The organism is Alkalicoccus urumqiensis, assembly GCF_002993335.1.
Taxonomy (GTDB): domain Bacteria; phylum Bacillota; class Bacilli; order Bacillales; family Salisediminibacteriaceae; genus Alkalicoccus; species Alkalicoccus urumqiensis.
This window is the reverse complement of record NZ_PVNS01000004.1, coordinates 110,067-136,963: the sequence shown is the minus strand read 5'-3', so window position 1 is coordinate 136,963 and position 26,897 is coordinate 110,067. Positions and strand designations below refer to the sequence as shown.

General features: G+C 52.9%; 24 protein-coding genes and 1 riboswitch. Of the genes, 21 read left to right on the top strand and 3 right to left on the bottom strand.

Annotated elements, in window-relative coordinates:
- Positions 1-62: 62 nt before the first annotated feature.
- Genes C6I21_RS05425 through C6I21_RS05410 form a run of 4 tightly spaced genes read left to right on the top strand, consistent with a single transcriptional unit; the run spans position 63 to position 1,900 of the window.
- Positions 63-488, top strand: coding sequence for a DMT family transporter (locus tag C6I21_RS05425; protein WP_105958437.1), 426 nt, complete (start codon positions 63-65; stop codon positions 486-488).
- Between the two features lie 13 nt (positions 489-501).
- Positions 502-1,176 (top strand): Crp/Fnr family transcriptional regulator, encoded by a 675-nt coding sequence (locus C6I21_RS05420; RefSeq protein ID WP_105958436.1) that lies wholly within the window; start codon positions 502-504, stop codon positions 1,174-1,176.
- Positions 1,176-1,691, top strand: coding sequence for a DMT family transporter (locus C6I21_RS05415; protein ID WP_105958435.1), 516 nt, complete (start codon positions 1,176-1,178; stop codon positions 1,689-1,691). Before C6I21_RS05420 ends, C6I21_RS05415 begins: the two co-directional genes overlap by 1 nt.
- The gene (locus C6I21_RS05410; protein WP_105958434.1) at positions 1,688-1,900 is read left to right on the top strand and encodes a hypothetical protein; all 213 of its coding nucleotides are present in this window, start codon (positions 1,688-1,690) and stop codon (positions 1,898-1,900) included. The genes C6I21_RS05415 and C6I21_RS05410 overlap by 4 nt, the downstream gene beginning before the upstream one ends.
- Before the next feature lie 114 nt (positions 1,901-2,014).
- Here C6I21_RS05410 and fdhA read toward each other — a convergent pair whose 3' ends face one another.
- Positions 2,015-3,232 (bottom strand): formaldehyde dehydrogenase, glutathione-independent, encoded by a 1,218-nt coding sequence (gene fdhA / locus C6I21_RS05405; RefSeq protein WP_105958433.1) that lies wholly within the window; start codon positions 3,230-3,232, stop codon positions 2,015-2,017.
- A gap of 217 nt (positions 3,233-3,449) precedes the next feature.
- Here fdhA and C6I21_RS05400 point away from each other — a divergent pair, with 217 nt between their 5' ends.
- The 8 genes from C6I21_RS05400 (at position 3,450) to C6I21_RS05365 (ending at position 13,733) form a co-directional block, all read left to right on the top strand.
- Positions 3,450-5,114 carry a sigma-54-dependent Fis family transcriptional regulator gene (locus C6I21_RS05400; protein ID WP_105958432.1) on the top strand — a complete coding sequence of 555 codons (1,665 nt, stop codon included), beginning with the start codon at positions 3,450-3,452 and terminating at the stop codon, positions 5,112-5,114.
- Positions 5,115-5,332: 218 nt separating this feature from the next.
- Positions 5,333-6,946: a gamma-glutamyltransferase family protein gene (locus C6I21_RS05395; protein ID WP_245411546.1), complete on the top strand. Its 1,614-nt coding sequence runs from the start codon at positions 5,333-5,335 to the stop codon at positions 6,944-6,946.
- A gap of 15 nt (positions 6,947-6,961) precedes the next feature.
- Entirely contained in the window at positions 6,962-9,115 is a 2,154-nt protein-coding gene (locus C6I21_RS05390; protein WP_105958431.1) for a M20/M25/M40 family metallo-hydrolase, read from the top strand.
- Positions 9,112-9,948, top strand: a complete 837-nt coding sequence (locus C6I21_RS05385; RefSeq protein ID WP_245411545.1) for an N-formylglutamate amidohydrolase — start codon at positions 9,112-9,114, stop codon at positions 9,946-9,948. The genes C6I21_RS05390 and C6I21_RS05385 overlap by 4 nt, the downstream gene beginning before the upstream one ends.
- A 65-nt stretch (positions 9,949-10,013) precedes the next feature.
- Positions 10,014-10,120, top strand: a riboswitch (TPP riboswitch).
- A 134-nt stretch (positions 10,121-10,254) separates the two neighbouring features.
- A complete protein-coding gene (locus tag C6I21_RS05380) occupies positions 10,255-10,860 on the top strand; it encodes a YkoF family thiamine/hydroxymethylpyrimidine-binding protein (RefSeq protein WP_105958430.1) in 606 nt (201 codons plus the stop codon).
- Positions 10,857-11,459, top strand: coding sequence for an ECF transporter S component (locus C6I21_RS05375; protein ID WP_105958429.1), 603 nt, complete (start codon positions 10,857-10,859; stop codon positions 11,457-11,459). The genes C6I21_RS05380 and C6I21_RS05375 overlap by 4 nt, the downstream gene beginning before the upstream one ends.
- Entirely contained in the window at positions 11,449-12,957 is a 1,509-nt protein-coding gene (locus tag C6I21_RS05370) for an ABC transporter ATP-binding protein (protein WP_181186115.1), read from the top strand. Before C6I21_RS05375 ends, C6I21_RS05370 begins: the two co-directional genes overlap by 11 nt.
- Entirely contained in the window at positions 12,942-13,733 is a 792-nt protein-coding gene (locus C6I21_RS05365) for an energy-coupling factor transporter transmembrane component T family protein (protein WP_105958427.1), read from the top strand. Before C6I21_RS05370 ends, C6I21_RS05365 begins: the two co-directional genes overlap by 16 nt.
- 133 nt (positions 13,734-13,866) lie before the next feature.
- On the opposite strand, the gene C6I21_RS05360 is transcribed toward C6I21_RS05365, so the two are convergent.
- Complete coding sequence (locus C6I21_RS05360) at positions 13,867-14,448, bottom strand: LOG family protein (protein ID WP_105958426.1); 582 nt, start codon at positions 14,446-14,448, stop codon at positions 13,867-13,869.
- 288 nt (positions 14,449-14,736) lie between these two features.
- Here C6I21_RS05360 and C6I21_RS05355 point away from each other — a divergent pair, with 288 nt between their 5' ends.
- The 8 genes from C6I21_RS05355 (at position 14,737) to C6I21_RS05320 (ending at position 25,002) form a co-directional block, all read left to right on the top strand.
- Positions 14,737-16,485, top strand: coding sequence for an adenine deaminase C-terminal domain-containing protein (locus tag C6I21_RS05355; RefSeq protein WP_105958425.1), 1,749 nt, complete (start codon positions 14,737-14,739; stop codon positions 16,483-16,485).
- Positions 16,486-16,520: 35 nt separating this feature from the next.
- Complete coding sequence (locus C6I21_RS05350) at positions 16,521-17,567, top strand: DUF3048 domain-containing protein (protein WP_105958424.1); 1,047 nt, start codon at positions 16,521-16,523, stop codon at positions 17,565-17,567.
- Between the two features lie 45 nt (positions 17,568-17,612).
- Positions 17,613-17,924, top strand: coding sequence for a YerC/YecD family TrpR-related protein (locus C6I21_RS05345; RefSeq protein ID WP_105958423.1), 312 nt, complete (start codon positions 17,613-17,615; stop codon positions 17,922-17,924).
- A 161-nt stretch (positions 17,925-18,085) separates the two neighbouring features.
- A complete protein-coding gene (locus C6I21_RS05340; protein ID WP_181186114.1) occupies positions 18,086-18,493 on the top strand; it encodes a hypothetical protein in 408 nt (135 codons plus the stop codon).
- Positions 18,494-18,679: 186 nt separating this feature from the next.
- Complete coding sequence (gene pcrB, locus C6I21_RS05335; protein WP_105958421.1) at positions 18,680-19,384, top strand: heptaprenylglyceryl phosphate synthase; 705 nt, start codon at positions 18,680-18,682, stop codon at positions 19,382-19,384.
- A gap of 33 nt (positions 19,385-19,417) precedes the next feature.
- The gene (gene pcrA / locus C6I21_RS05330) at positions 19,418-21,631 is read left to right on the top strand and encodes a DNA helicase PcrA (protein ID WP_105958420.1); all 2,214 of its coding nucleotides are present in this window, start codon (positions 19,418-19,420) and stop codon (positions 21,629-21,631) included.
- Between the two features lie 10 nt (positions 21,632-21,641).
- Positions 21,642-23,642, top strand: a complete 2,001-nt coding sequence (gene ligA, locus C6I21_RS05325; RefSeq protein WP_105958419.1) for an NAD-dependent DNA ligase LigA — start codon at positions 21,642-21,644, stop codon at positions 23,640-23,642.
- A 157-nt stretch (positions 23,643-23,799) separates the two neighbouring features.
- On the top strand, positions 23,800-25,002 hold the full coding sequence (locus C6I21_RS05320) for a CamS family sex pheromone protein (RefSeq protein ID WP_105958418.1): 1,203 nt from the start codon (positions 23,800-23,802) through the stop codon (positions 25,000-25,002).
- A 128-nt stretch (positions 25,003-25,130) separates the two neighbouring features.
- Here the strand turns inward: C6I21_RS05320 and C6I21_RS05315 are convergent, their stop codons facing one another.
- A complete protein-coding gene (locus C6I21_RS05315) occupies positions 25,131-26,390 on the bottom strand; it encodes an ATP-binding protein (protein WP_105958417.1) in 1,260 nt (419 codons plus the stop codon).
- Between the two features lie 208 nt (positions 26,391-26,598).
- Between C6I21_RS05315 and gatC the strand changes: the two genes are divergently transcribed.
- A complete protein-coding gene (gene gatC, locus C6I21_RS05310; RefSeq protein ID WP_105958416.1) occupies positions 26,599-26,889 on the top strand; it encodes an Asp-tRNA(Asn)/Glu-tRNA(Gln) amidotransferase subunit GatC in 291 nt (96 codons plus the stop codon).
- The last annotated feature ends 8 nt before the right edge of the window (positions 26,890-26,897 follow it).

The following is a 26,897-nucleotide window of genomic DNA, read 5'->3' as shown; positions in this document are numbered from 1 at the left end:
CACAGGTCCTTTTACCGGCAGGGCGTTCCACGTACGATAGATATAGAAAGAAGGTGAGCGGATTGAAAGGAATTATTTTTGCCCTCGGCGCGGGGATGTTTATCACGCTGCAGGGGGTGGCGAACGCATTTATCGGCACAGACATCGGCACGTGGAATGCTGCCTTTATTACACAGGCCGGCGGGTTTGCCGCGGCAATGATCATACTGATTCTGCTTCGGGATACCGGCTGGAAGCAGCTTCTGAAGGCGAAGCCTCTGTATCTCGCAAGCGGTGCTTTTGCTGCGGTGATATTGTTTGGGAACATGGAAGCTATTTATCAGCTCGGTGCTACAGTGACGGTCGCTGTCATTTTGATCGCCCAGCTGGCACTGACGTTTGCAGCAGATGCCCGGGGCTGGTTTGAAATCGAGAAAAAAGAGATCCAGCTTCCGCAGATCCTCGGCTGTCTTCTGATGGCCGGCGGCGTTATTATGCTGCAGCTGTAGAAAGGAGCTTTAGATGAACCAAACATGGGAAACAGATCCCGAACAGTTATTTCCCGACCGCGTTCGGCCGTATGTGAAAGAAACGTCCTTCCGGCAGGGCAGTACGATCTTGCGGCAGGGAGAGCCGGCAGAAGAACTGCTCGTCCTCATCAAAGGAAAAATCAAGATTTATACGACATCCAGTGAGGGAATGACCGTTGTGCTCGCATTTAAAACGCCGGTTGACTTAATCGGAGACGTCGAGTATGTGCAGCAGATTCCGCTTATTAACACGGTTGAAGCGGTATCCGATGTCACGTTTCTCGCCGTCCGTCACAGCATCCTGCGGGAATTGGCATCCGAAGATCCGGTTCTCCTGCAGGCGCTGCTCACAAGTATCACTCAGAAATTCCATACAAAATCCCTCGCAGCGAGCGTCAATCAGCTGTATCCAGTCCCTGTCCGTCTGGCAGCATACCTCCTCTCCATGCTCTCGGCGGAAAACGACGTTCTGCAGGCATCTGAACTTCCGGATACTGCCTCGCTGATCGGTACGACGTACCGCCACATCAACCGGGTACTGAAGCAGTTCGAGCAGAGGGAAATGATCGGGCGGAACCGGAAAGGGATCTGGATTGCCGACCGGGAAGCGGTTCAGAAAGAGGCGGGGGAAGTGACGTACGAAGTAATGGAAAGGGGTGAAAGCTGATGGTCATCGGCATGGCGCTCGCTGTCGCAGCGGGACTTCTCGTCGGTCTGCAGAATATATTTAACAGCCGTGTTCAGACAGCAGCAGGGCAGCCGGCAACAACGGCACTTGTGCTCGGTCTCGGGGCACTCGCCTCCTTTTTACTCGGGCTGCTGTTCACAGGAGGAAGCATGTTTTCCTGGGACGCACTCGAGTGGTGGCACCCGCTCTTAGGTTTTGCAGGAGTAGGCGTCGTCATCTGCGTCGTTCAGGCCGTGAAGCGGCTCGGACCTACGGTGGCCGTTTCTATAATTATGGTTTCCCAGCTCGGCTTTGCTGTGCTGTGGGATGCACTCGGTGTGTTCGGGCTGGAACAGTCGCCGCCCTCCTGGAACCAGGCGGCTGGCCTTCTGATGATTGCGGGCGGCATCCTTGTGTTTAAAATTTCACCTAAAAAGGGTATAACTTCATCAAAGCAGCCCGGGCGGATGTCGTGGCAGCATGACAGCGCCGAGGAAAGGAGAAAAAAAGCATGAAAATGATCTATTCGTTTGAAGATGGCACAAAATTTGTATCCAGGTTTGACGTAGAACAGGAAGTAACCGGAGATGAGCGCATTATCGAAGCACTGCGTGAAGCCCGGAAAAACAATCACCGCCTCACGCTTCATACAAGTGACGGCGAAGTGCAGGGGAAGCGGTTTGAAGAGGTTACCTCTCTTGAAATCAAATGGAATGAAAACTGAATGAACCGAACATAGAAAAACCCGACCAGCTGGAGGAGCCGGTCGGGTTTTTTCGCATTTTTTGGACGAAAAAGGTTTCAATATACAGATGGTACTTTTCTCCCAGAAATGGTGTTATTTACGAAGCATGCCGTGCGGGTCGATAACGAATTTCTTCGATGCACCTCCGTCGAATTCCTTGTAGCCCTGAGGTGCCTGATCGAGCGAAATAACTTGTGCGTTCACCGCATCTGCAATTTTCGCTCTGCCGCTCAGAATGGCGTTCATGAGCTCACGGTGATACATCATGACCGGCGTCTGACCGGTGACGAATGTGTGCGCTTTTGCCCAGCCCAGGCCGAGGCGGATTTTGAGCGTTCCTTCTTTTGCATCTTCATCCACACCCCCGGGATCGCCTGTAACGTAAAGACCAGGAATACCGAGTTTTCCGCCTGCACGTGTCAGCTGCATGATGGAGTTGAGGACCGTAGCCGGCGCTTCCTGCGTATTTGCTCCGTGAGCCGACGCTTCAAAACCGACCGCATCGACGGCACAGTCCACTTCCGGCACGCCGAGAATCTGCTCGATCTGCTCTCCGATATCGTCATGTTCACGGAGGTTGATCGTTTCACAGCCGAAACTCTTCGCCTGGTCGAGCCGCTCCTGGATTAAGTCACCGACGATAACGACAGAGGCTCCGAGAAGCTGAGCGGAGTGGGCAGCTGCAAGGCCGACTGGTCCAGCGCCGGCCACATAGACGGATTTACCCGGGCCGACGCCGGCGCTGTAAGCCCCGTGGAAGCCTGTCGGGAAAATATCCGAAAGCATCGTCAGATCCCTGATTTTATCCATTGCCTGATCTTTATCCGGAAATTTCAGCAGCTGAAAGTCTGCGTACGGAATCATCACGTATTCCGACTGACCGCCGACCCAGCCGCCCATATCCACATACCCGTAGGCGGACCCCGGACGTTCCGGATTGACGTTGAGACAGATATGCGTATCGCGCTCTTTACAGTTTCTGCAGCGTCCGCAGGCAATGTTAAATGGAACAGATACGATATCGCCGACTTTCATGAATTCCACATCGCGGCCGCATTCGATAATTTCCCCGGTTATTTCGTGTCCGAGAATAAGGCCTTCCGGTGCTGTCGTTCTTCCACGTACCATGTGCTGATCACTGCCGCAGATATTCGTTGTAATGACTTTCAGAATAACCCCGTGTTCGCATTTGCGCCCGACATTAAGCGGGTTGACGCCAGGACCATCCCGCAGCACCAAATCCGGATAATCGATCGTCTGTACCTCCACCTGTCCTTTTCCCATGTAAGCTACACCGCGGTTTCCTGCCATTGTGTCTGCCTCCTTTAATAAATAGTGAAATCAGCCGTACACCTTCCTAACTATGCAAAAAGGATGCCAACCGGCAGACAGTCAGTTTATTCCCGGCAGAGAAGGAAAACAATGTTCCGTTTATCGTAAGCGCTTTCAAAAAGTGTATAAAAATAGTACACGAAACTGGTGAAATTTAGTACACTGAAAGTATTCTTACGCAGGAGCGTGATGTATTGTGGATTCTGTTCGGATCGCCGATTCATGGAAGCGCTGTCAGGATTTTGGGCTCTCGCCGTTTTTTCAAACACCGGCGGCAAAATTACCTTCTTGTGAGCTGGAAAAACATCTGAAGCAGAACGAGAAGCTGATACAAAAATGCCGGCAGCTGTTTTCCATGCTCGGGCGTTTCTTTCAGGAAGGTACATTTACGGCGGTACTGGTCGACAAAGAAGGTATCGTGCTGGAGCGTGCAGGCAGTCTGCGCCGGGCAGCGCTGGATGAGGCGCTTGCACCCGGGACCAACTGGTCGGAGCAGGCGCAGGGAACGAACGCTATGGGCATTGTGCTGTCAGAAAAAAAGCCGGCTGTCGTTCACGGGGAACACCACTTTTACATCGGGCATCGTATGCTTACATGCGCTGCTGCTCCTGTCTTTTCAGGTGAAACGTTTCTTGGCGCGGTAAATATAAGCACGCGGAAAGAAAACTATCATCCCCTTCTATTAAGCATGGCTGTTCTGATAGCAGAATCCGTGAAGGAAAGCGCGGAACAGGAAGAAATGGACAGGGAGATCCGGATGCTCGTTAAAATGATCGATTTTCCATTGGCAGCATTGGAAGGTAGAGAGATTGTTCATGTGACACCGTCAGCTGGAAGGCAGAGACATCTGCTTCAAAGAGAGAAGCTGGAAGCAGAGTGGATGAAAGCCGGTGCGAACAGCCGGCGCATATGGTACCGTCAGGAGTACTCAGAAGCGCCGGATCTATACAGACCGGAAGATTTTACAGGATCGGACCCGCGTATCCAGCAGCTGCGCCGGCTTGTCGAGCGTGCCTCAGAGGTTGTTCATCCTGTCCTCCTTTACGGAGAAAGCGGAACGGGGAAAGAAATCATTGCTCAGTCCATTCATTCGGCAGGTATCCGCTCGGGAGGGCCGTTTCAGGCGGTCAACTGCAGTGCGGTACCGGAATCACTGATCGAAAGTGAATGGTTCGGCTATGAAAAGGGGGCGTTCACAGGTGCGCTGCAGCACGGACGCCCCGGTAAGTTTGAGCTGGCGGATAAAGGGACGATTTTTCTGGATGAGGCAGCGGAGCTTTCACCTAAAGCGCAGGCGGTGCTTCTCCGCATCCTTCAGGATCAGCAGGTCCAGCGCATCGGCAGTGTAAAGCCGAAACAAATCGATGTGCGCGTAGTTGCTGCTACAAATAAAGACTTACAGAACGAAGTGATGGAAGGAAGATTCCGGGAGGATCTGTACTACCGGCTGCGAGGGATTACCCTTACCATTCCTCCACTCAGGGAGCGCTCAGATATTCTTGAACTGAAAGCTGTGCTGGAAAAGCGGTACGGACTGACATCCGTATGGACAGCGGAGGCAGAAAGAAAACTTCTCCGGTGGCATTTCCCGGGAAATGTCAGAGAACTCGCGGCCCTGCTGATTGAAGCGGACTTTTTCGCAGAGGGAGGAGACGTTCTTCCCGACCATGTCTCCCTTGATGTACCGGCACAGGCATCGGGAAGCCGCCTCAAAGATGTGGAGAAAACGGCGGTTGCAGAAGCGCTCCGGGAGAGCGGCTTCAATATCAGCTCCGCTGCTTCCAGACTTGCAATCAGCCGGAGTACGCTGTATGCCAAAATGAAAAAATTCGGTCTTCATGACAGTTATCCGGAACAGTAGGAATCGGGCGTATGCAGAAGAAAAAAGAAGCATTCTCTTTTAATCGAGAAATAATGACTGCGGAGCAGGGGAAATCGTTGAATTTATCCATCTTTCGACATATACTTAAATAAGCTTATATAAAAAGTATGGAATAGAAGAGGAACGGCAGGCCGTTTCCATCTTCTTTCTTTTTCTCATTAATTGTAAATTTATGTAAAAAGATCGGAGTGAATGTGTTGGAGCCATTACGCACAGCAGTAACTGGAACATCTTCTGAAGGAATGGTATCGACAGCATCCGGTCCTGCGACACGTGCCGGTGTGGAAATGCTCGAAAAAGGTGGTAATGCCATAGATGCAGCGGTGGCAGCAGCATTCTGTCTTGGTGTTTCTGAACCTCAGGCATCAGGTCTCGGCGGCCAGTCGATGGCTCTCGTTCATCTTCACGAAGAAGGACGGACATTCGCACTGGACGGATCATCGCGGGCACCGTACGTTTTGTCCCCACAGAAAAACCCGCAGAAACCGATAAAGTTCGGGCTCCGTTCCTCCACCGTTCCGTCGACGCCCGCAGCGCTCGGCTACCTGCATGAAAATTACGGCAGACTTTCATTTGAGGAAGTCTTGGCACCCTCGATCCGGGCAGCCCGTGACGGCGTAGAGATCACCGCTCTCATCCACCGGATGATCAAAAAGGAAGCGGAGCATCTGCGGAAAGACCCGCTTGCTGCAAAGCGCTATCTCGACAGCAGAAAAAGGCCGTTGAAAGAAGGGGATCTGCTCGTTCAGCCGGAGTTATCCGCGCTGTTTTCCAGGCTGGCAGAAGAAGGCTGGCGTGATTTTTACACCGGCGGTACCGGGAGAAAAATTGCGGAGGATATGAAACGCCGCGGCGGACTGCTTACCAATGTCGATCTGGAACAAATTCCGATCCCTGTGGAACGGGATGTGCTGGAATCCACTTACCGGGATGTGGATATCGTCACTTATCCGCCGCCGGGGGCCGGGCGGGTGCTCGTTCAGATATTAAACACACTGGAAGGGTTTGATCCGCAGAGTCTGAAGGCGGACGAACCGACCGGGGCCGTCATCCAGGCGCTTGCTTTCCGATTTGCACTTAACTACCGCCAGCGCATGCCGATGCATCCGGATCATTACTCCCAGTCCATGACGCAGATGATGGTCGATAAAAGCTACGCCGAAGAAATTACGCGCCGGATTAACGAAATATACAATCAGGCACTCTCCGACACATTTGTGCCACCTCCGACTTCCGGGGAGACAACGCATTTGTCTGTTGTCGATAAAGATGGTAACGCAGTCGGCATCACCCAGTCCATTGAGCTCGTTTTCGGCAGTAAAACGATGGCAGACGGTCTCGGTTTCTTTTATAACAATTACATGAGTGCGTTTGAATATAAAGACCGGACCCACCCCTATTACCTGCTGCCGGGGGGAAGACCGTGGTCGAGTGTCGCTCCGGTGCTTCTGATGAAACGCGGCCGGCCGCTGTATCTGCTTGGAAGTCCCGGAAGCAGCCGAATTTCCACAGCACTTGCACAGGTCATTACGAGACTGGTCGATCAGGACGAGACGCTTGCAGAAGCGATTGCCGCTCCGCGGTTTCATTCGAGCGATGACGGAGATCTGCTGATCGAAGCGGACCGTTTTCCAAAAGAAGTAATCGATGCACTGAAACTCTCAAGTTTTCAGCTGAAAAGGAGAGGCGCTTACAGCTTTTACCTCGGTTGTGTCCAGGGAGTGCAGATGCCCCGGGGCTGGCGCGGACGATTTGAAGGGGTGGCAGACCCAAGAAGAGACGGAACGGCGGAAGGACCCGGCGTTCATTAATCAGGAGGAGATTACGTGAAAATAGCGGTCGTATACAATCGGGAAAGTCAGGCAGTCATTAATTTATTCGGAACGCAGAACAGGGAAAAATACGGACTGGAGACGATCCGGAAAATCCGGGAAGGACTCCGTCGGGGCGGTCATGAAGTGCGCACGTTTGAAGGAGATAAAAACCTCATTTCGAATCTGGAGGACTTTATGCCTTCGGTCATTTCCGGCGAACGTCCGGGCCTTGTCTTTAACCTGAGCTACGGCATTCAGGGAAGAGGCCGCTACATGCACGTTCCCGGCATGCTGGAAATGCTCGGCATCCCATACGTCGGGTCCGGTCCGGAGACGCACGCGCTGGCACTCGATAAAGTCGTGACGAAAATTATGCTGATGCAGCGCGGTCTGCCGACACCGAAGTTTGCTGTGCTGGATAAGCCGGACAGCCCGCTTCAGGAAGATCTCCGCTACCCACTGATCGTAAAACCGAAAGATGAAGCCGTTTCGTTCGGACTCCGCATCGTTCACAATGAGGACGAACTGCGGGAAGGCGTGCAGGTTATTTATGATACGTATCATGCGCCTACGCTCGTAGAGGAATATATTGAAGGCCGGGAAGTAAACGTTGCGCTGCTCGGTAACAATCCTGTAGAGGCGCTGCCTCCGGTGGAACTCGTTTTTGGAGAGGGTCCGCAGATCTTCACGTATGAAGATAAGAAAAATGAAAGCGGGCGCCGTGTCGAGAAAGTCTGCCCGGCTCCGCTGACAGAGGAAGAAACTGCTCGTGTTCAGGAGCTGGCCGTTTCTACATTCAAGGTGCTGAACTGCTATGACAGCGCGAGGGTCGATTTCCGCATTGATCAGGACGGCAATCCGTACATTCTGGAAGTTAACTCGATGGCGAGCCTCGGAGGGGACGGGTCCCTGGTGTTTGCGGCAGATAAAATCGGTATGGACTATCCGGCACTCGTCAACCGCCTCATCGATATTACGTGTGAGCGCTACTTCGGCCGGGACTTTTTTGATGAAGAAAGCCATCAGGAAAAAACACCGGCAGACAAGCTGTTTCAGCGGCTGACAACCCGCCGCAGCAAGATTGAAGAAGATCTGCAGGTGTGGACGAATCTTTCCAGCCGGACAGAGGATGCGGCAGGGATCAGTGCTGTCCGTAAAAAGTTCGAGGACCGCCTCGGAAAGCTCGGGCTTAAACAGAAGGAAGAGTGGACGAACGGCCGCTCGGCATGGACGTGGGAGACGAAGGCAGGACTTAAAGACGGAACGCTTCTCGTCGTTCCGATTGATGTTCCCGGTGCCAGAACCGGTTATCCGATTCCGTTCCGCCGGGAGCAGGAATGGATCTACGGCGAAGGTGTGGCAAGCAGCCGGGGTGGGATGACGGTGATTTTATCGGCGCTTCAGGCGCTGAAAGAGGAAAAGCTTCTCTCAAAAACGAACGTTGGTGTTTTCTTCTATGCTGATGAAGGCAGAGGCATGCGCTACAGCACTCCGATGCTGAAAAAAGCAGCGGCGGAGGCAGCGGAAGTCATCGTGCTGCAGCCGGGATTCGTTGAAGGCAAAGTGGTCGATCAGCGGAGAGGAACGAGGCAGTACCACGTTATTCTGGAAGGGGACCCGGAGCGTGTCGGCCGCCGTACGGAAACGCACGATGTGCTGAGCTGGTTTCTGGAGCAGACGCCGAAGCTTAAGGAGCTGAACAGCAGGCGCAATAAAATCGCTGTTGCCGTACAGGATGTCCGCTCCGAGCGGTACAGTGTCCTCATGCCGCACCGGATTACTGCCCAGGTCGCGATTACGTATATCGATGAAGCGCTCGCTGACAAAACGGAAAAGGCGATTTATGATATTTTAACGCCGAAACAGAAAGGGATGAAAAGCTATATGGAACTGCTCACGTCCCGTCCGCCGCTTCTTCGGGGAAGTGCCGCCGGCCTGCTGGAGAAACTGGAGGAGACCGCCCGTTCCGCGCGGCTTCCGTTCGGTACCGAGTCCAGTCTATTGTCCACCGCATCCGGAGCCGTCCCTGAAGGCGTTCCTGCCGTGTGCGGCGCTGCTCCGGCAAGCAGGAATCAATTTACGCCGAATGAAGCACTTCACCGAAGCGAACTTGTCCAGCGGTCCCTCCTTCTGGCACTGTTTCTGGAAAAAGGAGCATCCCGGTGAGTGCGCGGCTGCCGATGCTCCTCTCGGTGCCGCACGGCGGGGAGGTGATTCCGGATCCGTTAAAAGAAAGGCTTCTTCTGAGTCCGCTGGAGACGGCGCTTGATGGCGATACGTGGACACGGACGCTGTTCGATTTTTCCGAAGAGGCAGCGGCGTTTCTATCGATGGAGACCGCCCGGATTGTGATCGACCTGAACCGCGACCCGACCGATCTGCCGCCGGAAAATCCGGACGGGGTCGTCAAAACGAAAACGGTGGACGGAAAATCCGTCTGGAAAAAAGAGCTGACACCAGAGGAGACGACCGGCCTGATCGAAGCGTTTTACGAACCGTATCACACCGCATTAATGGAAATGACGCAGCGCCCGGAAGTGACGATCATCGTAGACTGCCACTCGATGCTTGAAACCGGCCCGTCCAAAAAAGGACCGGAATGGGAGAAGCGGCCGCTGTTCTGCATTAGTAACGGCGGTCATTCCGACGGGACGGTGCCGGAAGAGGGGATCACTGCTCCTCCGGACGTCATGGCTCGTTTTTCCGCGCTGCTTGAAGAGGTTTTTTCCGACTATGCTGTTCCGGATGTGCCGCTTGTGACGGTCAATGATCCGTTCCGCGGCGGCTATATTACGCGCTCGCACGGGCGCCGGACGGAAAAGCCGTGGATCCAGCTGGAAATTAACCGGCGCCTGTATCTTCCGGAAGTTCCGGACGTTGAGCCGGACGCGGAAGACCTTGCGCGCCTGGAAGCACTCCGCCTGAAATTTCTTGACGTGTTTGACGCACTGAGCCGTCCCGCAGATTTGCCGGTGGAGGATGAAAAAACGATTTCCTGACCGAAAAGCCGCTTTACAATACGCGCACTCTTCCGTACAATAAGAATCAGCCAACTGGATACGCAATACCGCACTAGGGGTGCATGATGCTGAGAGACAGCTTATATCAAGCTGTTAACCCTTTGAACCCGAACCGGGTAATACCGGCGTGGGGAAGTGCAGGTAGGATACGTTTACCTGCACCTTCAACGATGATGAAGGTGCTTTTTATATCCAATCTGCATGCTCAGTCTGAAGCACTCCTGTTACAGGGGTGCTTTTTTGTTCAGCGTATTCAGGGGACAAACACATGTGGAGGGATAACGAATGGAAATGAATCAATGTGGAACGAGCAGAATTACAGGCGTGCGCTTTGCTGTCTATCCAATGACAGATCGCTTTGTCGACGTCATCAAAGGAGCACTTCAGGAAACAGATACATCCAAAGTATGGATGGAGACGGATGACGTCACGACGTGTATCCGGGGAAAAACGGTTCACGTATTTGATGCCGCAAAAGCTGTCTTCCTGCATGCAGCGAAAACCGGAGAGCACGTCGTATTTAACGGGACGTTTTCCATCGGGTGCCCGGGAGATAATGATGCCGATGTATACCTGGCAGAAAACGATACACCGGCAAATGAAGAATCGCTTCAGGCAGTCTATCAGGAAACGGCCTCCCACTTTGCCCTTTATCCGATGGGCAGAGACGACTACATGCAGGTCATTGCCGACGCGTGCAGCACCGCAGAAGACCTCGGCGTATTCTCGGGAGGCGTTCATTACGCATCACGCCTGGATGGTGACGGGAAGGATGTTTTCACCGCGCTGGAGCGGATTTTCACGGACGCCTCCAAAGAAGACGGCGCCCACGTCACGATGACTGCAGCCATCTCCGCCAACAGCCCTTCGAAAAAAGGAGGAGGAAAATGAAAAGCTGGAAGCTGAAAGAAGTCGTTCTCATGTCGAGTCTCGGCGTCGTATTCGCCTTCGTCTACCTCGCCTTCTTTCTTTTCGGTCAGGGGCTTCGAAATCTGCTTCTGCCGATCGGACTCGCGCCGTTTGCCTATGAAATCATCTTCGGCATCTGGTTTATCGTCTCTATTATTGCCGCCTACATCATCCGCCGGCCGGGAGCTGCCTTTTTCTCTGAACTCATTGCCGGCATTGTCCAGGTACTCGTCGGAAGTCCCGCTGGACCGATGCTCATCCTCACCGCCGCGATTCAGGGACTCGGCGCAGAAGCCGTATTTGCCGCGTTCCGCTGGCGTGTTTATACGCTGCCGGTCCTCATGGCCGCAGGGGCCGGCGCTGCAGTTGTAAGCTACGCCTACCACCTGTTCGCGAGCGGTTATATCGCACTTGGACCCGGCCTCATTATCTCGATGTTTATCGTCCGCGTCCTGAGCGGCATCCTTCTCGCAGGGCTGCTCGGCAAATGGCTGTCGGACCGGCTTGAAGCAACAGGCGTCCTCCGTGGCTACGCCATACACCATGCCCGCACACAGAGGAGCAGCCGGCATGCATCCTGATACCATCGCCTTAAAAAACATAAGCGCGTATATCGAAGACACGACCATCCTTCAAAACCTCGATCTGCACCTGGAACCCGGAACGGTCCACTTATTATCCGGACCGAGCGGATGCGGGAAATCGACGCTGTTACAGGCTCTCGCCCGTCTGTTTCCGGAAGACGGCAGTGAAAAGGTGGAGGGCAGCTGGCATATCCCGGATCACCTGCGTACCGGCATGGTGTTTCAGGATCCGGAAAGCCAGTTCTGCATGATGCGTGTCGAAGAGGAGATGGCTTTCGTGCTGGAAAATCTCGGTACTCCGCCGGAACGAATGGAAGAAGAGATTACCGGTGTATTAGCAGAGACCGGGCTGACGCCGCTCCGTCACCGGCTTATCCATGAACTGTCCGGAGGGGAGAAGCAGAAAACGGCGCTGGCCTCCGTACTGCTGTTAAAGCCGCATCTGCTGCTGTTGGACGAAGCGCTTGCGAACCTGGACCCGGCGGCACAGCAGACACTTGCGGCTCTCGTGATGAACATTCAAAAAAAGCGTAAGTGTACCGTTGTCATCGTTGATCATCAGCCTGAGAACTGGCTCTCTTTTATCGACCGTGTCCACCTGATGTCGGGGGAAGGAACGATTACGGCTTCCGGCACACCGGAGGAGACGTTCATCGGATCGGGAGCAGAGACATGCCGGGAAGAAGGCATTTATATTCCGTTTCCCTACCGGAAAAAGGCCACTGCCAGCCGGAGGAGACGATCCGGCAAAGAAGATCCGGTCCTTGAAATGAGCGCTCTTACGCCGGCGCGCGGGGATGCATGCCGTGTTCAGCTTTCCCTCCGGCCGGGAGAAATTACGGCGCTTGCAGGAAGCAATGGAAGAGGGAAAACGTCGCTTCTGCAGACTGCTGCCGGTCTGCAGAAACCCCGTTCCGGCGAAGTATTTTTAAAAGGAAAACCGTTGTCTTCGTGGAGTGAAAGAGAGCTCCGCCGCCGGACGGGATACGTTTTCCAGCAGCCGGAGCATCAGTTTATCGCAGAGTCGGTAAAGGAGGAGCTCGCTTTCGGGCCAAGGCTTTCAAGTGCAGCAGATGCCGAAAAGAAAGCGCTGGAAAAGATGAAGCAGTTCCGGCTGGCGCACCGGGCGGACGTCCATCCTTTCTCCCTGAGCGGCGGCCAGAAACGGCGCCTTAGTACGGCCGTCATGCTGGAAGCGGATACGGAAGTACTTTTCCTCGATGAGCCGACTTTCGGTCAGGATGCTGCGTCGATCCGCTCTCTGACCGATTTACTCCATCGGCTCCGGCTGAAGGGGACAGCGGTGCTCCTTGTCACGCACGACATGAATCTCGTTCATGAACTGTGCGACCGGGTTGTCGTACTTTTAAAAGAGAAACACTGGATCGGCGAACCGGAAGCGCTCTGGGCGGATGAGGCATTGATGGAAAAATCTGGACTTCTACTGCCGGCTGGACGAATGCAGAAGGAGGAATTTGCGTGCTCCAGCAGTTAAACCCGTCCGTTAAGGCCGGCGCCGTTCTAGTGCCGTCGATCCTGTTAAGTTTCAGCTACGACGTATTTACGCCGCTCGTGTTTCTGTTTCTGCTGCTGGTATTTACATGGACGTGGAGCGGGATGCCGAAGAAAAAATGGCTGATGCTCTTTTCGCCGTTTTTCATCGGTGCCGCAGGATTTGCCTGGATGACGATGCTGTATGCCGGCGATGGCTATCAAAGTGGAGAAGTTCTATTTTCAGTCTGGCATTTTGAGGTCACCGAAGGAGGGATGGAGGCGGGGATCAGTCTCGGGCTCCGCTCGCTCTGCTTTATTGCTCTGTCGCTTCTGTTTGTTCTGACGACAGACGTGACCCAGATGATGCACAGCTTTATGCAGCAGCTGAAACTCCCGCCGAAACTGGTTTACGGTATCATGGCCGGCTTCCGCTTTCTGCCGTTGTTCCGTCACGAGTATACTGTGATCAGGCAGGCTCACCGCGTGCGTGGGGTGGAGGCGGAACGGACAGTTTCCGGCAGACTCCGGCACTTCCGGCGTTTTGCTGTCCCCATGCTTGCCGGGGCTGTCCGCCGTGCAGAGAGAACGGCGCTCGCCATGACAGCAAAAGGGTTTACCGGGGATAAAAACCGGACATGGTACAAAAGAGAAAGAGTGGAGGCCAAAGACTGGGTTTTTGCTGCCTCATTGAACGGAGCGCTGCTGCTGGTACTCGCTGCATCCTGGTATTTTGGGTATCTTTCCATTTTTCACTGGGATGCCGGCCGGAGCCAGTGATCCCTATAGAAAGATGCCGGATGTCAGGGAGGTCGTTCCGTCATGAGGATAGTTCGTCCTACAGAAAAGAAAAAGGCTTCCGATCGTCCCGAAACGGATGATCAGAGGCCTTTTTACGTTTATTATTCTTCTGTCATTCGTCAGGTTCATTGACATAACGCTGAATGGAAGGGGCGTCGTACTGCTGCATCGTGTCAATCAGTTTACCGGAATCGCGGCCGATCTGAATCATCGACAAGTAGCTTTCATGAAGAAAGCCTTCCTGAATCATGTGGTCAAACATCGACAGCAGCGGATCGTAATACCCATCCACATTTAAAATGCCGATCGGTTTTTTATGAATGCCCAGCTGTGCCCAGGTGAACATTTCAAAAAACTCTTCCATCGTCCCGGCACCGCCGGGGAGAATCAGGAAGCCGTCTGCAAGGTCAGCCATCTGTGCTTTGCGGTCATGCATAGAATCTACGATGAGGAGTTCCGTCAGCATCGGGTGGGCAACCTCCCGTTCAGACAGCATTCTCGGCATGACGCCGGTAACGCGGCCGCCGGCGTTTAATACTGCATTCGCTGTTACGCCCATCATCCCGACAGCTCCGCCGCCGTAAACAAGCTCGATCTCTCTTTCAGCCAGGGCTTCCCCAAGCTTTTTCGATTCTCTTTCGTAGAGCGACGAGTTACCTGTGCTGGATCCGCAGTAGACGGTCATCCGCTTCATGCCGCGACTCCCCCTTCGTGTGAATAGTCTGACTATATTCCTTATCATAACATTTTTTACTCACGTTGACGCTTTTTTTGCTAAATTCTTGTGCAGGGTGAACAAAAAAAGAAGCTTAACAGAATTGTCACATGAAAGCGCTGTATCCCCTGTGATAGAATTATGAAAACGGTTTCTTTTGCACTTACAGGATTCAGAGGGAAAGTGCTGTGGGCAGCAGCACGTTTCTTTTCCCCCGCTTTGTGAAATAGAAAACAAACAGCTTAGAGAATGCGCAGGTGATGGACAATGACGAAAGGATTTTCTCATTTCTGGACAAAAAAACAATTAAAAGAACACGTCCGCGTCGTGCGCGGAGAGATAAAGCCGACGGTGATTCTGGAGCAGATTACGTATTTAAACAGCCTGCGCCGGACATGGGTTACGGCGAATATATGGATATACGAAGACCGCATCGTCTATATCGGTCAGGCAATGCCGGAGGATGTGAGCGGTATTGAGATTATCGATGGCAGGGGCAGGTATGCTGTACCTGGATATATTGAACACCACGCTCATCCGTTTCAACTTTACAATCCGATGACGTTTGCAGCCTATGCTGCAGAACGCGGAACGACGACGATTATTGGTGACAATCTGCCGCTTTTCCTCCACCAGCCGCGGGAGAAAGCACTGGCTCTTCTCGATGAACTGCAGAAGTCCCCTGCCTCCCTTTTATGGTCGGTCCGCTACGACAGCCAGACAGAGCTGAAAGAGGGAGACAGCGTGTTCAGCTACGCCAATATCCGGGCCTGGCTGCACCACCCGTATGTCGTCCAGGGGGGCGAATTAACAGGCTGGCCGGCGCTGTTAAACGGGGATGAGCAGATGCTGCACAGCCTTGTGGAAACAAAGGATTTAAGAAAGCCGGTGGAAGGCCACTTTCCGGGAGCTGGTGAAAAAACGCTGACGCAGATGGCGCTTCTCGGTGTGAACGGCGATCATGAATCGATGACAGGGGAGGAAGTCATCCGCCGTCTGGATGCAGGCCTTCATGCTTCGCTCCGCTATTCCACGATCCGTCCGGACCTGCCGAATCTCGTCCGGGAGCTGCACGAGCTCGGACTTGATCATTATGAGGGTCTTATGATGACGACAGACGGATCTCCTCCGCACGGTGTACAGGAAGGCATGATGGAACATTTGATCCAGATGGCTGTCGATGAAGGAGTGCCATTCATTGATGCGGTTCATATGGTAACACTGAATCCGGCCCGTCATTTTTACATGGACGATGTGCTCGGCATTCTTGCTCCCGGCCGGATCGCCAATATCAATATTCTTTCCTCAAAAGAAGATCCTGTCCCGGTGGATGTGCTTGCAAAAGGAACGTGGGTACGCCGCAGCGGGCGTGGATGTTTTCCGGATACAAAGGTCGACTGGGCTGCTTTCGGTCTCCCGCCGCTTGATATTGACTGGGAGCTGACAGATGAAGATTTTCATTTCTCCATGCCGCTCGGGCTGTCGATGGAAAATGACGTGCTGCTGAAGCCGTACCAGATCGGACGGGAACTGCTTACTGATGAACTTCCGGAAGGATGCGGAGAGAATTTCATGATCATGATCGACCGCAACGGAAAGTGGAATGTGTCTACCTTGTTAAAAGGGTTTGCGGACAATCTGTACGGGTTTGCGAGTTCCTTCTCCACGTCAGGTGATATTATGCTGATCGGAAGCAGCAAAGAAGGGATGAAGCAGGCGTTTGCCCGCTTGAAGGAAATAGGGGGAGGGATCGTCCTGCTCCACCGGAACGGACAGACGACGGAAATCCCTCTTGAAGCAGGCGGTCTGTTCTCAACGATCGGCATGAAAGAAGGGCTTCTTTCCCAGGAAGCGGCACTGAGGGAGGAGCTCCGCCGATGCGGTTATCCATTCGGTGATCCGGTCTACAGCCTGCTTTTCTTTTCGGCGACGCATCTTCCTTACGTACGGATTACACAAAAAGGGATCGTCGATGTGAAAAAGAAAAGGGTACTCTTTCCTGCGCTTATGCGTTAAACTAGAAAAGTACAGGACGTAGTTGGAGGGACATCATGAGAAAAACAGCAGGAGGACTCCTGCTTCTCCTTGCCGCATGCAGCGGCGCGGAGGAAGAGGAGTCACAGGAGGATGCACAGGAGCAGAATCAGCCGCAGAATGAGGACGTAGAAACGAATCCGGAGCAGGAGACATTTGATTATACTGCTCCATTAACCGGGCTTGGCACGAATACGGATCCGGAGATGCGGCCTGTAGCCGTCATGGTGGAAAATTCACCGCAGTCCCGGCCGCAGTCCGGTTTAGCCCGGGCTGATATTGTTTTGGAAGCGCTCGTAGAGGGCAGTGTCACGAGGCAGCTTGCCTGGTTTCAGAGTGAAGCGCCGGAGTCGATCGGCCCTGTCCGGAGTGCACGGGACTACTTCATCTATCCGGCGGCAGATTCAGACAGTATTTTTGTTTCCGCAGGCGGCAGTCCGCAGGCGTTTGAGCTTATCCAGTCAGGAGAAGTGGATCACGTGAGCGGCCTGAGGTACGACGGCGAATACTTTACAAGGCAGGACAGCCGGGAAGCACCGCATAATTTGTATACGACGCTCTCGGACAGTACCGAAGCAGCACAGGCAGAAGGTGTAAACATCGAAGGATGGAACGATCCGGAGCTTGCCTTTACCGATGAAACAGAGCTGGACGGAGAAGAGGCAGGCGCTGTGGAGATTGACTACGGCGCTCCGAGTTCTCTCGTATCGTACGCGTTTGATGAAGGAGAGGGCGGCTATGTGCGTTCGGTAGGCGGCGAAGAACTGGTCGATCCCGAAGAGGAGATTTCGATCACACCGCGCAACCTGCTCGTCATTGAAGCGGCGCACGACGTAATCGATGAAGAAGGGCGGAGAGAAATCGACCTTCAGAGCGGAGGCAGTGCGCTGCTCATTCAGGATGGGATGGCAGTGGAAGCAGAGTGGGAGTATGAGAACGGAATGTTTCTGACCCGGAATGAAGACGGAGAGAGTCTGCCGCTTCTTCCCGGCCGGACATGGATTCATGCCATTCCGGATGAAATCGGCGGCACCGTCTCGATTTCAAGTGAACCGGAGGAGTAGACGACAGGTAGTTTCCTGAATTCCGCATAGAGAGGAGAGAGCGGCATGCAGATTGATAAACTGCGCGGCAAAGAGCTCGATCAGCTGTTCGATGCGATTTTGAGCCTGAATGACCGTGAAGAATGCTATCAGTTTTTTGATGACCTCTGTACGATGAACGAGGTGCAGTCCCTGGCCCAGCGTCTGGAAGTAGCGAGGATGCTGATGGAAGGCGACACGTATCAGCGGATTGAAAAGCAGACCGGCGCAAGTACAGCGACGATTTCCAGAGTGAAGCGCTGCATTAACTATGGAAACGACGGTTACAAATTCACGCTGGATCGTGTCCATCAGAAAGAGCACCGTGCAGACGCATAAAGAGCGGCCATACGCATAAGAAATCCATCCTCAGCGGGTAGATTTCTTATGCGTTTTTCATTATAAAACCGCTGATGCGTAACGGGCGTCAACAAAAAACGACGAAGAATGAAACAGGAAGGGAGGGGCTGCGGATGCGGAAAAGAAGGGCACTTACATGGATGACAGCACTTTTTCTCGGGGCTTCCGGATGCGGTGGCGGCTCCGGGGAGCATGCGGACACAGAGGCGTTCTGGAAAGAGCTCCATTCCTCGGATGCGCTGTATACGGATGAGGGGGCACAGGTTCTGTATTATGGACTTTCGGATGGGTATATCGAGCTTGATGTTACGCAGGCCAGGCAGGCGTATCTTCAGCAGGAAGAAGGTGCGGATGTCGTCGATATGATGATTCATACATTCTTCGTTCCGGCAGAAGAGATCGACATCGTCGACACGAAAGGCAGCACCCTTCAGGTGGAAGATCTGGAGCTCGGGGACATTCTGTATGTGGAAATGGATATGAAGACATATATCGAAGAACGTCCGGAAATAATCGAAGCCGGTACGCTTACAGCTGCTGCAGATTAAGCGTACGGTGTGCAGAATAATAAGATGCCTCAAATGATTATGCGTCCACGCCGGAGGATAGAGGCGGCGTGGGCGCTTTTTTGACATTTCCGGCAGGAAGCTTCCTGTGGAGATCGTCGTTTTCGCCGGTGAGATTTGTTATACTTAGTTCTGTTAAAACCAGTAATAGAAAGACAGGTTGATATAATGAAAGAATATGGCGAATGGCGGCACGTATTTAAACTGGATCCAGCGGAGGAGCTGGATGTGGAGAAAATCGAGGCACTCTGTGAATCCGGGACGGATGCAGTCATTATCGGCGGCACAGACGGCGTGACAGAGGATAATGTGTTAAGGCTTCTGATGGAAGTACGGCGTTTCAGTGTAGCCTGTGTGCTGGAAGTGAGTGAACTGGAGGCTGTTGTACCGGGATTTGACAGCTATCTTATCCCGAGTGTACTGAATGCCGGTGAGCCGGCCTGGATCAACGGGATCCATCATGAAGCATTGAAGCTGTACGGGCATCTTCTCGATGATGAGGAGCTTCTGGCAGAAGGCTATGTGATTTTAAATCCGGAGGCGAAAGCAGCCCGGGCAACGAAGGCGGAGACCGGACTCGATCTGGAAGATATTGAAGCCTATGCAAGAATGGCGGATCAGCTGTTCCACCTGCCGGTTTTTTACCTTGAATACAGCGGGATATACGGAGATCCGGAAGTGGTAAAAACGGCAAAATCGGTTTTGAAACATGCACGGCTGTTTTACGGCGGCGGTATTTCGACACCGGAACAGGCCCGTGAAATGGCGCTTTATGCCGATACGGTTGTCGTCGGTGATGTCATTTACGATAATTTTAAGCAGGCATTAAAAACAGTACGCGCTGTACAGGAAGCGGAAGGTCCCGTATACTAAAAAATACTAGAACAAATGTTTGGTGGTGGAATAATGTCAAATGCATTGTTAACCGGCCTGAACGAACCGCAGCAGCGTGCGGTACAGCATCAGGATGGTCCTTTATTAATTATGGCAGGTGCGGGAAGTGGTAAGACGAGAGTACTGACACACCGTATGGCGTATCTCATCGGTGAAAAAGGGGTGCCGCCATGGTCGATTCTTGCAATTACGTTTACGAATAAAGCAGCACGGGAGATGAAAGACCGTGTGGCGTCGATCGTCGGCGGTCAGGCAGAGGACATGTGGATCTCGACGTTTCACTCGATGTGTGTCCGCATTCTCCGCCGGGATATCGACCGGATCGGCACAAGCCGCAACTTTACGATCCTGGACAGCGGAGATCAGCAGACGGTGTTAAAGCGGATCGTCAAGGAAATGAATCTTGATAAGAAAAAGTTTGACCCAAGAAGCATGCTCGGCTCGATCAGCAGCGCGAAAAATGAACTGATGACCGCCGACCGGTTCGCGAAAAAAGCAGCCGGCTTTTACGAAGAGACGACGGCGGAAGTGTACAAAAAGTATGAGAAAGAACTGAAGCGGAATCAGGCGCTTGATTTTGACGACCTGATCATGCAGACGATCCAGCTGTTTGAACAGGTGCCGGAAGTGCTGGAGTATTACCAGCGCCGCTTCCGCTATATTATGGTGGACGAGTATCAGGATACGAACAGGGCGCAGTATAAGCTGGTAAATCTGATGGCGCAGCGTCATCAGAATTTATGTGTGGTCGGAGACTCCGACCAGTCCATCTACCGGTGGCGCGGGGCGGATATGAAAAACATCCTCTCGTTTGAAAAGGACTACCCTAATGCGGTTGTCGTCATGCTGGAACAGAATTACCGCTCGACAAAACGGATTCTGGAAGCGGCGAACGCCGTCATTGATAAAAATACGAACAGGAAAAAGAAAAACCTCTGGACCGAAAACCAGGAGGGGGCAAAAATTACGCTGTTTGAAGCAGACGATGAACATGCCGAGGCGCGTTATATCGTCGGAAAAATGAAAGAATACATCGATTCCGGTCAGATGAAGCCTTCCGATATCGCTGTCCTGTACCGGACGAATGCCCAGTCCCGTGTCATGGAGGAACTGCTCGTCAAATCTGATATGAATTATCAGATTGTCGGCGGGACAAAGTTCTACGACCGGAAAGAAATTAAAGATCTGCTTGCCTACCTGCGTCTGATCTCGAACCCGGATGATGACATCAGTCTCCGCCGGATTATTAACGTACCGAAAAGAGGCATCGGCCAGACAACGGTCGATAAACTTCAGGCACACGCAGATTCCCACGGTATTTCACTCTTCCGCACAATCCAGGAAGCGGACCAGGTGCAGATCAGTGCCCGCTTCCGCAAAACGCTCCAGGAGTTTGCCCGGCAGCTCGCAGGCTGGGTGGAAATGCAGGAATATCTGCCGGTCCGGGAGCTCGTGGAAGAAATGCTGGAGAAAACAGGGTACCGGGATATGCTGAAGCAGGAGAAGGAAAAAAATCTGGAAGCAGAAGCGCGTCTGGAAAATATCGACGAATTTTTATCCGTTGCGAAAGAATTTGAAGAGGTCAGTGACGACAAAACGCTGACTGCTTTTCTGACCGATCTCGCACTGATTGCTGATATCGACTCCGTCGATGACGAAGAGGAGCCTCAGGAAAAGTCTCTTTTGATGACGCTTCATTCGGCGAAGGGACTGGAATTCCCCGTCGTTTTCCTTCTTGGTCTGGAGGAGGGCGTCTTCCCGCACAGCCGCTCGCTGATGGAGGAAGAAGAAATGGAGGAGGAGCGCAGGCTCGCCTACGTCGGCATCACGCGCGCAGAGCAGCAGCTGTTCCTCTCCAGAGCCCGTATGCGGACGATCTTCGGGAAAACGAACATGAACCCACCGTCCCGTTTTTTAAAGGAGCTTCCGGAGAGCGTGCTGGAAAAAGAAGGCGGCGGCTCGGATGTTTCCGGCCGGCCGAATCCATTCTCCCGCCGTCAGGCCCCTGGAGCCCGGAGAAAACCGGTATCTGCTCCGCAGACGACAAAATCTTCCGGCGCTGCTTCCGATTGGAATGTCGGGGATAAAGCAGCCCACCCGAAATGGGGCACCGGCACGGTCGTGAGCATCCGGAAAAGCGGATCGGACCAGGAGCTTGATATTGCATTTCCAACCGTAGGTGTAAAGCGTCTCGTGGCGCAGTTTGCTCCGATTACGAAAGAATAGAGGTGTTTTCATGGCGGAAGCTTCGAAGCGGATAGAAGAATTGACAAATAAGCTCAACCGGTATGCCTACGAATATTATGTGCTTGATCAGCCGACCGTTCCGGATGAGACATACGATACGCTTCTGCGTGAACTGATCGAACTGGAGGAGGCGCATCCGGAGCTGAAGCAGGAGGACTCCCCGACACAGCGGATCGGCGGGGAGCCGCTGGAACAGTTCCGTAAAGTCCGGCATGAGGTGCCGATGATGTCGCTCGGGAATGCATTTAATGCCGAAGAGCTCCGGGATTTTGACCGGCGGGTGCAGGATGGTCTTGGTCACAAACCGTCGTATATATGCGAATTGAAAATTGACGGTCTTGCCGTGACGCTGAAATATGAGGAAGGCCGCTTTGTTTTAGGTGCGACGCGGGGGGATGGTACCACCGGTGAGGATATTACACATAACCTCCGGACCATAAACTCCATTCCGCTCCGGCTGAAAGAGCCGGTGACGATGGAAGTGCGCGGCGAAGCCTTCATGCCGAAACGTTCGTTTGAGCGCCTGAACGATAAGAAAAAAGAGCAGGAGGAGCAGCCGTTCGCCAATCCGAGAAACGCAGCTGCGGGTTCCCTCCGGCAGCTCGATCCCAAAATAGCGGCTGACCGCCATCTCGACATTTTTATTTACAGCATCGGTCAATATCCGGATGAGTCTCTGACAAGCCACAGCGGCTCCCTCCGATATGCAGAAGAGATGGGTCTGCGGACCAACCCGGAAACGAAAGCAGCGGCGGATATAGAAGAAGTCATTGAGTACTGCGAAAGCTGGCTGGAGAAACGGCACGAGCTGCAGTATGAGATCGACGGAATTGTGGTAAAAGTCGACAGCCTGGAAGACCAGGAGCAGCTCGGATTTACCGCAAAAAGTCCGCGATGGGCGACAGCGTACAAATTTCCTGCCGAAGAAGTCGTAACAACCCTTAGGAGCATTGAACTGAGTGTCGGCCGTACCGGTGTTGTAACGCCGACGGCTATTCTCGATCCGGTAAGCGTCGCCGGTACGACCGTGCAGCGGGCGTCGCTTCATAATGAGGATCTGATCCGGGAGCAGGATGTGAAAATCGGCGATCAGGTGATCATTAAAAAAGCCGGAGACATTATTCCAAAGGTTGTACGCGTGCTGGAAGAAGAGCGTACAGGAGACGAGCAGGCGTTTTCCATGCCGGAGCGGTGTCCGGAATGTGACAGCGAACTCGTACGGATCGAGGGTGAAGTGGCTCTCCGCTGTGTAAATCCGAAATGTCCCGCCCAGATACGGGAAGGTCTGATTCATTTCGTTTCGAGAAATGCAATGAACATTGACGGCCTTGGCGAGAAAGTCATCACCCAGCTGTTTGAATATAACCTGGTGGAAGATGTGGCTGATCTGTACCGCCTGGAACGTGAAGAGCTTTTAAAGCTGGAGCGAATGGGGGAGAAGTCGGTCGACAACCTCCTGAAGGCGATCGAGACATCCAAGGAAAACTCTTTGGAAAAGCTCCTGTTCGGTCTCGGTATCCGCTTTGTCGGATCTAAAGCTGCGGAAACACTGGCCGTAGAATTTGAATCGATGCATCAGCTGCAGAAAGCAGAAAAAGAAGCGCTGACCGCGATTCATGATATCGGTGAAAAAGTAGCCGATGCCGTAGTCACGTATTTTGAGCAGGAAGAAGTGCAGCACCTGCTCGAAGAACTGGAAGCGCTCGGTGTAAACATGGAATACACCGGACCGAAGCGTCAGCAGGCGGAGGCCGGGGATACGCCGTTTTCAGCCAAAACATTTGTGCTCACCGGTTCGATGGAAGCAATGACGCGCGGGGATGCGAAAAAAGAAATCGAATCCCGCGGCGGCCAGGTAACGTCCAGCGTATCAAAAAACACGGATGTCGTCGTAGCCGGAGAGAAAGCAGGCTCCAAGCGGACCAAAGCCGAAAGTTTAGGTGTGGAAATCTGGGAGGAAGAAGCGTTTCTGGAAAAACTGCGCCAATAAGATAGCGTACTGCCGTCACAAAGCAGCTTCAGGCCGTGAAAGGTCTGAAGCTGCTTTCCAGTATGCTTCGGTAAATTGTGTAAAAGGACAGGCTGGCAACCCGCCCCTGTTTGTGAGAAAATGACGAAGTAACTTTAAGTCAGGGAGCGTGCACAGCATGAGTAAAAAGTGGATGGCAGCAGGAGCTGCTTCATTTCTGTTTCTAACAGGATGCATGCCTTCGGTGGAACAGCCGGAAGAAGAGGTCATCGTTGTAGAAGAGACAGAAGAAGAGGAAGAACAGGAATACGTCATCACACCTACGATCAGCACGCCGGATAATTATTACCGGAACGTGCTTGAAGATGGTACATATGTCCGCAGTGAAGCCCGGGGGACAACGGCGGATGCCATGCAGAACCGCCGGGATATGGAAGAGTTCGAGCTCGGCATGATGGAAATTGCCAGCAGCCGGTTTGATCAGGAGAACTACTATTTTCAGGAAGGGAACTTTCTGGACGGGGAAGAAGTGAACAGCTGGCTGAGGCGGTTTCAGCCGGAGCAGGTGAATGAAGAAGGAGAAGTAACGTCAGAAGCAACCCCCGGCCTGAACCCGCAGCTGGCGGATGCTGAAGATGAGGAAGCGAGTATGAGACAGGCTCCACTCGTTCTCTCTAATGTCCAGGAGCACAATTATTTCCTGGGAAATGATGAGGAAGGCGTTCAGCTCGGCGGGGTCGTTATGGGTATCTCTGTACGGTCCGTGTATTATTTCCGGACAGAAGATGAAGACGGCGGGCTGTATTTCCATGAAGAGCCGGTTGAAGAAGAATATGCACTTGAATATGCGAGAGAACAGGCCGGTGTGATGCTGCAGCGCCTCCGCAGCCGCGAGGGTCTTGAAACCGTCCCCGTAACTTTCGCTATTTTCCGTGAAGAGCCGCGGGGCAGCGTCGTTCCCGGTACGTTTGAACAGGTTGCGCATGTTGATGAAGGAGATATGAACATTCAAGGCTGGGAAACGTTAAACGAGCAGAATTTTGTTTTTCCTTCATCCCAGGCGCGGGACGCACAGCCTGCGCTCTCCGAAGCGTACTCCCAGTTTCAGAGTGAAGTGACCGATTTCTTCGGTCAGTCCGTAAGTCTCGTTGGACGCGGACAGTATCAGGACGGAACACTTGATCAGATGACGGTGAATGTGCGAATGCAGACGCCGGGGCGCCCGGAAGTGGTTGCCATCGCTCAGTTCATCAGCGGAAGGCTGAGCTCCACGTTCCAGACGCAGGCGCCTGTTTACGTCTACCTGGAATCAGTAAACGGCCCGGAAGGTGTAGTCGTGCAGTATCCCGGAGAAGAAGCATTCATGCACATATACCGGTAGTAGGTGAACATACTTCAGGCAGAGAGACTGAAACAGTCATTATGACAGAGAGAAACGGGCACCCCTTTTTGAGGGAGTGCCCGTTTTCTCTGCAGTCTTCGCTGCTTTCCTTTTCCGTCACTGTTTTTTTACTGCGGTGATGGTTCTGTCTCGGCGGGCATGCGGAGGGACACCGTCGTCCCCCGTCCGGGCTCGGAGTCAATGGAAACGTGGCCGTTCAGCTTATCCATCGTCGTAAATACCATCAGCATACCGAGTCCGGTGCCCTCTTTTTTCGTCGAATAATACGGTTTCCCGATCCGCTGTACTTCCTCTTTCGTCATGCCGGCACCCGAATCTTCAATTTCAACAACAATCCAGTTCCGTTCTGAAAAGACCCGGATGTAAAGAGTTCCTCCGGTTTCCGTCATCGCTTCCAGACCGTTTTTCCCGATGTTCAGCAGGCACTGCTTCATCTGCTGTTCATCAAACCGCTTCGTAAGATTATTGGTAAAGGTGAGCTCGATGTCCAGCTTATGCATATGGGCAAACGGAAGCAGAATATTCCGGACGTATTCGGTTTCCGGCTCCAGAGTGGATACTACCATGTGCTGAGCCTGTGGCTTTGCCAGGGAGAGAAAGTCAGTCACAATCGCTTCTGCCCGTTTGACTTCCTGAAGCGACATATCGACGTAGCGTTTTTCACTGTGGTTGATGGAATCCGACTGCTGCAGAAGCTGAAGAAAGCCGCTCGTTACCGTCAGTGGATTGCGGATTTCATGCGCCACACTTGCAGACAGCTCACTGATAAGGTGCAGCCGCTCTGACTGAAAAAGCCGCTCGCGGGCATGGATATTATAGACGATTTTTTCGAGAAGCATCATGAGAACGACTGTAGATCCGGCGTGGATCAGCAGGACGTTCAGTGCTATTTCCCAGAACGGCCACGATACTGCGGAATAAAAGCGGAGCAGCGTGACGAGGTAAATGGACATGACCGTAAATGAAATAACGCCTGCTGTAATCACTCTGCCGGCCGGCAGACGTTTTAAGAAAAAGGGACGGAAAGCAGGGACGATCGTGTAGACAATCGTCGAGAAAAAGAAAGCATCTGCGACAAAGTCCCCGCCGATATAAAAGCGGTACAGGTTCATAACGATAAATGCAGGAAGCGCCGTGGTATAGCCGCCTACCAGCGCCAGAAGTAGAAATGGAACATAGCGCAGGTCAAAGATAAATCCGAGCTCCAGCTGAATTGGAAACGTCATACAGAGGAGTATGGACAGCGATGTAAATAAGGAAAGCTGCCACTTGTTATGGGACAGGCTCGTCCTGTCTTCAAAGAAGAGCAGATAGGCGAGCACCGGGAGCAGGAGAAACAGCATATTGGCCAGCAGGATTTCAGTCATAGGTAAACCTCTCTTTCACATGTCTTCATTATCTTATCAGAATGAAAGCCAAAAGTTAACGTCCTTTTACATAGGAAATAAGAAGGTCCATTTCCGCCTGGACGGTGTCTGGAAAGGGGTGGGGGAGGCGTCTGCTGATTGCCTGCAGGCGGCTTCTCTGGTATCATCATACTATTGCATGGACACTTTCAAAGAGGAGGAACCTGCTGTGGAACGAATTTCAAAAGAAAACATCCGTCACGTCGCGGAGCTTGCGCGGCTGGAGCTGAAAGAAGAAGAAATTGCCCACTTCGGTGAGCAGCTGGATAAAATCATCCTTGCTGCAGAAGAGCTGAATGAACTGAATACAGATAATGTAGAAGCGACTTCCCACGTGGTTGACGTCAGAAACGTCATGCGCCGTGATGAAGTTAAAGAATCCCTTTCACGTGAAGACGCATTGAAAAATGCACCGGATGAAGATGAAGGACAGGTACGCGTCCCATCGGTGCTTGATTAAAGGAGGAG

What these genes read in the sequence shown, in the direction of transcription:
- C6I21_RS05360 (WP_105958426.1), bottom strand. Translation starts at nt 14,448, where the DNA reads ATGAAGCGGATGACCGTCTACTGCGGATCCAGCACAGGTAACTCGTCG.
- C6I21_RS05380 (WP_105958430.1), top strand. Translation starts at nt 10,255, where the DNA reads ATGGAAATGAATCAATGTGGAACGAGCAGAATTACAGGCGTGCGCTTT.
- C6I21_RS05415 (WP_105958435.1), top strand. Translation starts at nt 1,176, where the DNA reads ATGGTCATCGGCATGGCGCTCGCTGTCGCAGCGGGACTTCTCGTCGGT.
- pcrA (WP_105958420.1), top strand. Translation starts at nt 19,418, where the DNA reads ATGTCAAATGCATTGTTAACCGGCCTGAACGAACCGCAGCAGCGTGCG.
- C6I21_RS05350 (WP_105958424.1), top strand. Translation starts at nt 16,521, where the DNA reads ATGAGAAAAACAGCAGGAGGACTCCTGCTTCTCCTTGCCGCATGCAGC.
- fdhA (WP_105958433.1), bottom strand. Translation starts at nt 3,232, where the DNA reads ATGGCAGGAAACCGCGGTGTAGCTTACATGGGAAAAGGACAGGTGGAG.
- C6I21_RS05355 (WP_105958425.1), top strand. Translation starts at nt 14,737, where the DNA reads ATGACGAAAGGATTTTCTCATTTCTGGACAAAAAAACAATTAAAAGAA.
- C6I21_RS05375 (WP_105958429.1), top strand. Translation starts at nt 10,857, where the DNA reads ATGAAAAGCTGGAAGCTGAAAGAAGTCGTTCTCATGTCGAGTCTCGGC.
- C6I21_RS05370 (WP_181186115.1), top strand. Translation starts at nt 11,449, where the DNA reads ATGCATCCTGATACCATCGCCTTAAAAAACATAAGCGCGTATATCGAA.
- C6I21_RS05410 (WP_105958434.1), top strand. Translation starts at nt 1,688, where the DNA reads ATGAAAATGATCTATTCGTTTGAAGATGGCACAAAATTTGTATCCAGG.
- pcrB (WP_105958421.1), top strand. Translation starts at nt 18,680, where the DNA reads ATGAAAGAATATGGCGAATGGCGGCACGTATTTAAACTGGATCCAGCG.
- C6I21_RS05320 (WP_105958418.1), top strand. Translation starts at nt 23,800, where the DNA reads ATGAGTAAAAAGTGGATGGCAGCAGGAGCTGCTTCATTTCTGTTTCTA.
- ligA (WP_105958419.1), top strand. Translation starts at nt 21,642, where the DNA reads ATGGCGGAAGCTTCGAAGCGGATAGAAGAATTGACAAATAAGCTCAAC.
- C6I21_RS05420 (WP_105958436.1), top strand. Translation starts at nt 502, where the DNA reads ATGAACCAAACATGGGAAACAGATCCCGAACAGTTATTTCCCGACCGC.
- C6I21_RS05340 (WP_181186114.1), top strand. Translation starts at nt 18,086, where the DNA reads ATGACAGCACTTTTTCTCGGGGCTTCCGGATGCGGTGGCGGCTCCGGG.
- C6I21_RS05315 (WP_105958417.1), bottom strand. Translation starts at nt 26,390, where the DNA reads ATGACTGAAATCCTGCTGGCCAATATGCTGTTTCTCCTGCTCCCGGTG.
- C6I21_RS05345 (WP_105958423.1), top strand. Translation starts at nt 17,613, where the DNA reads ATGCAGATTGATAAACTGCGCGGCAAAGAGCTCGATCAGCTGTTCGAT.